A 5,288-nucleotide genomic window follows, 5' to 3' on the forward strand; every position below is an offset into this window, starting at 1 on the left:
GGACAGCGCCCGGGGGCGCGGCTGCCACGCCTCGCGGAACTCGGAGAGCGGTGTGGTGACCGCCGCCGCCAGCCACAGCGGGGTCATCATCAGGTAGTAGCCGTCCTGCGAACGGGTCGCCAGATAGAAGGCGCACCAGGGCAGGACGGTCGCCGCCGGGCCGAGCCGCCGTACGAACAGCACGAACACGGCGAGCAGCCCCGCCGCCAGCAGCATGCTCGCGTGGGAGTACCAGTCGAGCCGGTCGCTGCCGTTCGTGAAGTACAGCGAGATGCCCACCAGGCCCTGGCCGTGCACCACCGCGCCCTGGGTCAGCGGCAGCGCGATGCCCGCGAGCCAGGTGCCCGGCTCGTGCACGATGAAGTACGTGTTGATCAGCAGCCATGTGGTGAGCGCGACCCCGAGGACCCGCAGCAGAACCAACGCCGCCTGCCTGGCGCCCAGTTCACCGCGCCGCACGGCGTAGATCCCGGCGAGCAGGAACGGCGTGAGGAACCAGGGGAGTTGCTGTGCCGCGCAGGCCGCCCCCAGACACGCGGCCTGGGCGATCCCGGCGCGGCCGAGCCGGCCGCCCCTGCCGATCCGGGGCCAGCGGATCACCACCGGCACCAGCAACGCCATGGCCAGGACGGCGGGATAGCCCTGCCGGCCGTAGGTCGGCAGCAGGCCCAGGCCCAGGCACGCGATGGTGGCCGCCGACCGCCACTGGGTGGGCAGCAGCCGCCACATGAGGACCGCGCCCGCGATGAGCGCACCGGTGGCGACGGCCGTCGCGGGGGCGCCACCGTGCCCGATCCACAGCAGGGGCGCCGTCAACAGCGTTTCCAGCGGCGGATATCCGTAGGTGTAGTCGTAGCCTCCGGTCACGGTCGGGGTCAGCGCGACCCCCTGGCCGGGGTGGAAGAGCCACGGCCAGGGCTGTCCGTAGATCGGGTGCCCGGCGACCAGTTCCCTGGCGGCCTGGGTGGTGAGGACCGCCTCGTCGCCGCCGTTGTGGAACACGGACCACGCGGAGAGCGTCAGCAGCACCGCCGTCACCAGGACGACGAGGTCGACCCGGGCCAGCGACCGCGACCGGCGCACCACCAGGGCCAGTACGCCGCACACCAGGATCGACAGGTAGCACAGGGAGACGGCCGCGGCCACGACGAGCCGGTGGCTGGCGGCCTGCGTCCACACCGGGCGGACGCCGATGAACAGACTGATGTCGGCGAGCAGGGTGAGGATGCGGTGCCACTGCGCGGGAGGTTCCGGGGCGGACACCGCCGACTGTGTCCGCCGACCGGGTGTCACCTGTGGTGTTTCTGCCAAGTGCACGACATAGGAGGCTAATCGGCGCCGGTGAGCGAGGTGTCGTGAGTCGTGAAGAGTCGGGTGTGAGGGCGGTAAGAAGTCCGCTTTTGTGGCGGGAAAGCCGCAAACGTGAACGCCATTGTTCAACTGGCCGAAGCCATCAGTTCATTCAGTAAACATCGCGCACATACCGTTTCGCCGCCGCCAGTTGCTTCACGTACGAGGCCGCCTCGGCCTCGTCGAGACCGCCGTGCGCGACCGCGATGTCACGCAGCGCCCGGTCCACGTCCTTCGCCATCCGCGAGGCGTCACCGCACACATAGAAGTGGGCGCCCTCCTGCAGCCAGTGCCACAACTCGGGCCCGTGCTCACGCATCCGGTCCTGCACGTACACCTTGGCCCGCTGGTCGCGCGAGAAGGCGGTGTCGAGCCGGGCGAGAGCGCCCTCGTCGAGCAGCGCGGTCAGCTCCTCCTCGTAGTAGAAGTCCGTCGCGCGGTGCTGCTCACCGAAGAACAGCCAGTTCGGCGCGGGATGCCCGAGCGCGCGTCGCTCCTGAAGAAACCCGACGAACGGCGCGACCCCGGTGCCGGGTCCGACCATCACCATCGGTGTCGCGGGATCGGAGGGCGGCCGGAAGTGTGGCGAGCGCTGCACGAACACCGGCACCTCGGTCCCCGCCCCGGCATCGGTATCGGCATCAGCATCGGCCAGGAAAGGTGAGCAAACCCCGCCGCGCGGACGGCCGTTGAGATTCTCGTACCGCACCACCGACACCGTCAGCGAGACGCTGTGCGGATCGACGAGCGGGCTGGAGCTGATCGAGTACAGGCGCGGCTGCAGCTTCTTCAGCACCCCGGCCCAGTCCTCCGCAGCCGTCTTCACCGGATACTCGGCGAGCACATCCACCGCCTGCCGCCCCCAACTCCACTGCGCGAGCCGGTCCTTGTTGTCGGGCCGCAGCAGCCTGCGCAACTCCCGGTCGTCCCGGGCCCGTTCGGCCACGAACCGGAGCAGGTCCGGGGTGATCCGGGTGATGTCCAGCTGCCGGTGGAGTGCTTCGGCGAAGGGGAGTTCTCCCATGCCTTCCAGTTCTACGACCGCCCCGGCATCGGTGCCGGTGACGGCGAGCCATTCGTCCACCAGGGAGGGGGAGTTGACCGGCCGCACGCCGAGTGCGTCGCCGGTCTCGTACGTCAGGTCCGTGCCGCTGGTGTCGAAGGTGAACCGGCGGACCTCCTTGCCCGCGCCGGGTCGGCTCAGCAGCCGGTTGGCCACGAGACGGGCGGTGGTGAGGGTGTGTTTCGGGGTACGGGGCTGTGCTTTCGGGGCCTCGGCATCGGTGCCGAGCGCGGTGATCACCTCGCCCAGCCACGCGTCCGCCGACGGTTCGAAGTCCGGCTCGCAGTCCGTGCGCGGGGTCAGCCGTACCCCGCCCAACTCGTCGAGCCGCGCGTCCAGTCGGCGCCCGTGCCCGCAGAAGTCGTCGTACGACGAGTCGCCCAGGGCCAGCACCGCGAACCGCACTCCGTCCAGCCGGGGCGCCTGCTCGCCGGAGAGTGTGTCCCAGAAGCCGCTGCCGTTGTCGGGGGCGTCGCCGTCGCCGAACGTGCTGGTGATGAAGAGGAGATCGGCGTCGGCCGGAAGCGTGCCGACGTCCGCCTGGTCCATGCCGAGCAGACTCGCCCGGTGCCCGGCCGAGCCCAGCCGCTCGGCGGTGGCCGCCGCCAACTCCTCGGCGTTGCCGGTCTGCGAGGCCCACAGCACGACGATCTGCCGCCCGGCCTGCGGCTGTTGCCGCCGTTCCTGTGGGGGAGCGGCCGTCGACCTCGAATACATCCCGGCGAGGACACCGTTGACCCACAAGGCGTGTTCCGCGCTGAACGGCGCGTCCGGCGGAAGCGTCGGCACACCCGGGGCGCCGGACTCGATACCCGCGAGGAAGCCGGTCAGATAGACGCGTTCCTGCGCGGTGAGGACGGGCGGCGGGGCGGGATCGAGACCGAAGGGATTCGCGCCCGGGGTCACGGAGGTCGGTACAAGTGCCTTTGGCCGTACGTCTGTTGGAGCAGATGCCGCGCTCGCGACTTTCGCCAGCGATACCGCGCACACCTTGAACTCCGGCTGGAACGACACCGGATCGACCGCGTCGCTCGTCACCGCGTTGACGCTCAGGTACTCGCCGAAGAGGTCGTTCCAGTGGAACGGCGCGAAACAGTTCCCGGGCCGCACCCGGTCGGTCACCACGGCCGGCAGCACCGCTCGCCCCCGCCGCGACGCGACCTCCACCGAGTCGCCCTCCGCGATCCCCAACTCCCGCGCGTCCAGCGGATGCAGCTCGACGAAGGGCCCGGGGTTCAGCTTGTTCAGCTTGGCGACCTTGCCTGTCTTCGTCAGCGTGTGCCACTGGTGCTGAAGCCGCCCGGTGTTCAGCACGAACGGGTAGTCGTCGTCGGGCAGTTCGGCGGCGGGCAGGTGAGGGCGAGCGTGAAAGGCGGCCCGTCCACTGGAAGTCGGGAACCGAAGGCCGCCCACGCCCACGTAGCGGATGGGATTGCGGTCCGGCCCGTCCTGCTCCGCCGCCGGCCACTGCACCGGTGTGGACCGCAGCCGCTCGTAGGTCACCCCGCGCAGATCCCACCCGGTCACCGGGTTCCAGAACTGCCGTATCTCCTCGAAGATCTGCTCGGCGCTGTCGTAGGAGAAGCCCTTCTCGTACCCCATCGCGCACGCCACGGCGGCGATGAGCCGCCAGTCGGCCGTCGCCTCGCCGGGCGGGTCGACGACGGGGCGGGCGAGGGTGAGGGTGCGCTCGCTGTTGATGAGGACGCCCTCGGACTCGGTCCACAGCGCGCCGGGGAGGACGACGTCGGCGTACGCGTTGGTCTCGGTGTCGGTGAAGACGTCCTGGGTGACGACGAACTCGGCTGCTTCCAGGCCCTCGATGACGGTGCGTCGGTTGGCGACGGAGGCGACCGGGTTGGTGCAGATGATCCAGCAGGCCTTGATGTCGCCGTCGGCCATCTTCTGGAACATCTCGACGGTGCCCCGGCCGACGCCGTCCGCGCGGATGGTGTCGGGCGGCAGCCCCCACACCTCCTCGGTGAACTCCCGTTCCGTGTCGACCAGTACGGACCGCTGGCCCGGCAACCCCGGCCCCATGTAGCCCATTTCACGGCCGCCCATCGCGTTCGGCTGGCCGGTGAGGGAGAACGGGCCGCTGCCGGGGCGGCAGATCGCGCCCGTCGCGAGATGCAGGTTGATCAGGGCGTTGGTGTTCCAGGTGCCGTGCGTGGACTGGTTGAGCCCCATCGTCCAGCAGCTCATCCACTCGCCCGCCTCGCCGATCAGCCGGGCCGCGGTACGGATGTCGTCCTCGGCGAGACCGGTGAGCGCGGCGACGGCGTCCGGCGCGTAGTCGGCGAGGAAGGCGGGCAGCGCCTCCCAGCCCTCGGTGTGCGCGGCGATGAACTCCGGGTCGGTGTGCCCGTTCTCGTGCAGCAGCCTCAACAGGCCGTTGAGCAGGGCGAGATCGGTGCCCGGCGCGATCTGCAGGAACAGGTCCGCCTTCGCCGCGGTGGCGGTCCGGCGCGGGTCGACGACGATCAACTTGGCGCCCGCCTTGACCCGTTCCATCATCCGCAGGAAGAGGATCGGATGGCAGTCGGCCATGTTCGAGCCGATGACCAGGAACACGTCCGCCCGCTCGAAGTCCTCGTACGAGCCCGGCGGCCCGTCCGCGCCCAGCGACGACTTGTAACCGGCACCCGCACTCGCCATGCACAGCCGGGAGTTGGACTCGATCTGGTTCGTCCGCACGAACCCCTTGGCCAGCTTGTTCGCCAAGTACTGCGCCTCCAGGCTCATCTGCCCGGAGACGTAGAAGGCGACCGCGTCCGGCCCGTGCTCGTCGACGATGTTCCGCAGCCGTCGGGCGGTCTCGGCGACGGCGTCCGCGACGGGCGCGGGCACCGGCTCCGCGCCCCGCTCGTCCCGG

General features: G+C 70.4%; 2 protein-coding genes. Both read right to left on the bottom strand.

Translation table 11 applies throughout. The features are described from left to right. Window positions 1–1,263, bottom strand: a 1,263-nt coding sequence (locus tag R6V09_RS45100) for a hypothetical protein (protein WP_317887280.1), incomplete at its 3' end; no start/stop codon positions are given. 199 nt (window positions 1,264–1,462) lie between these two features. Then, window positions 1,463–5,288, bottom strand: a 3,826-nt coding sequence (locus tag R6V09_RS45105; protein ID WP_317887281.1) for a bifunctional nitrate reductase/sulfite reductase flavoprotein subunit alpha, incomplete at its 5' end; no start/stop codon positions are given.

This window comes from Streptomyces sp. W16 (genome assembly GCF_033194735.1).
GTDB lineage: Bacteria > Actinomycetota > Actinomycetes > Streptomycetales > Streptomycetaceae > Streptomyces.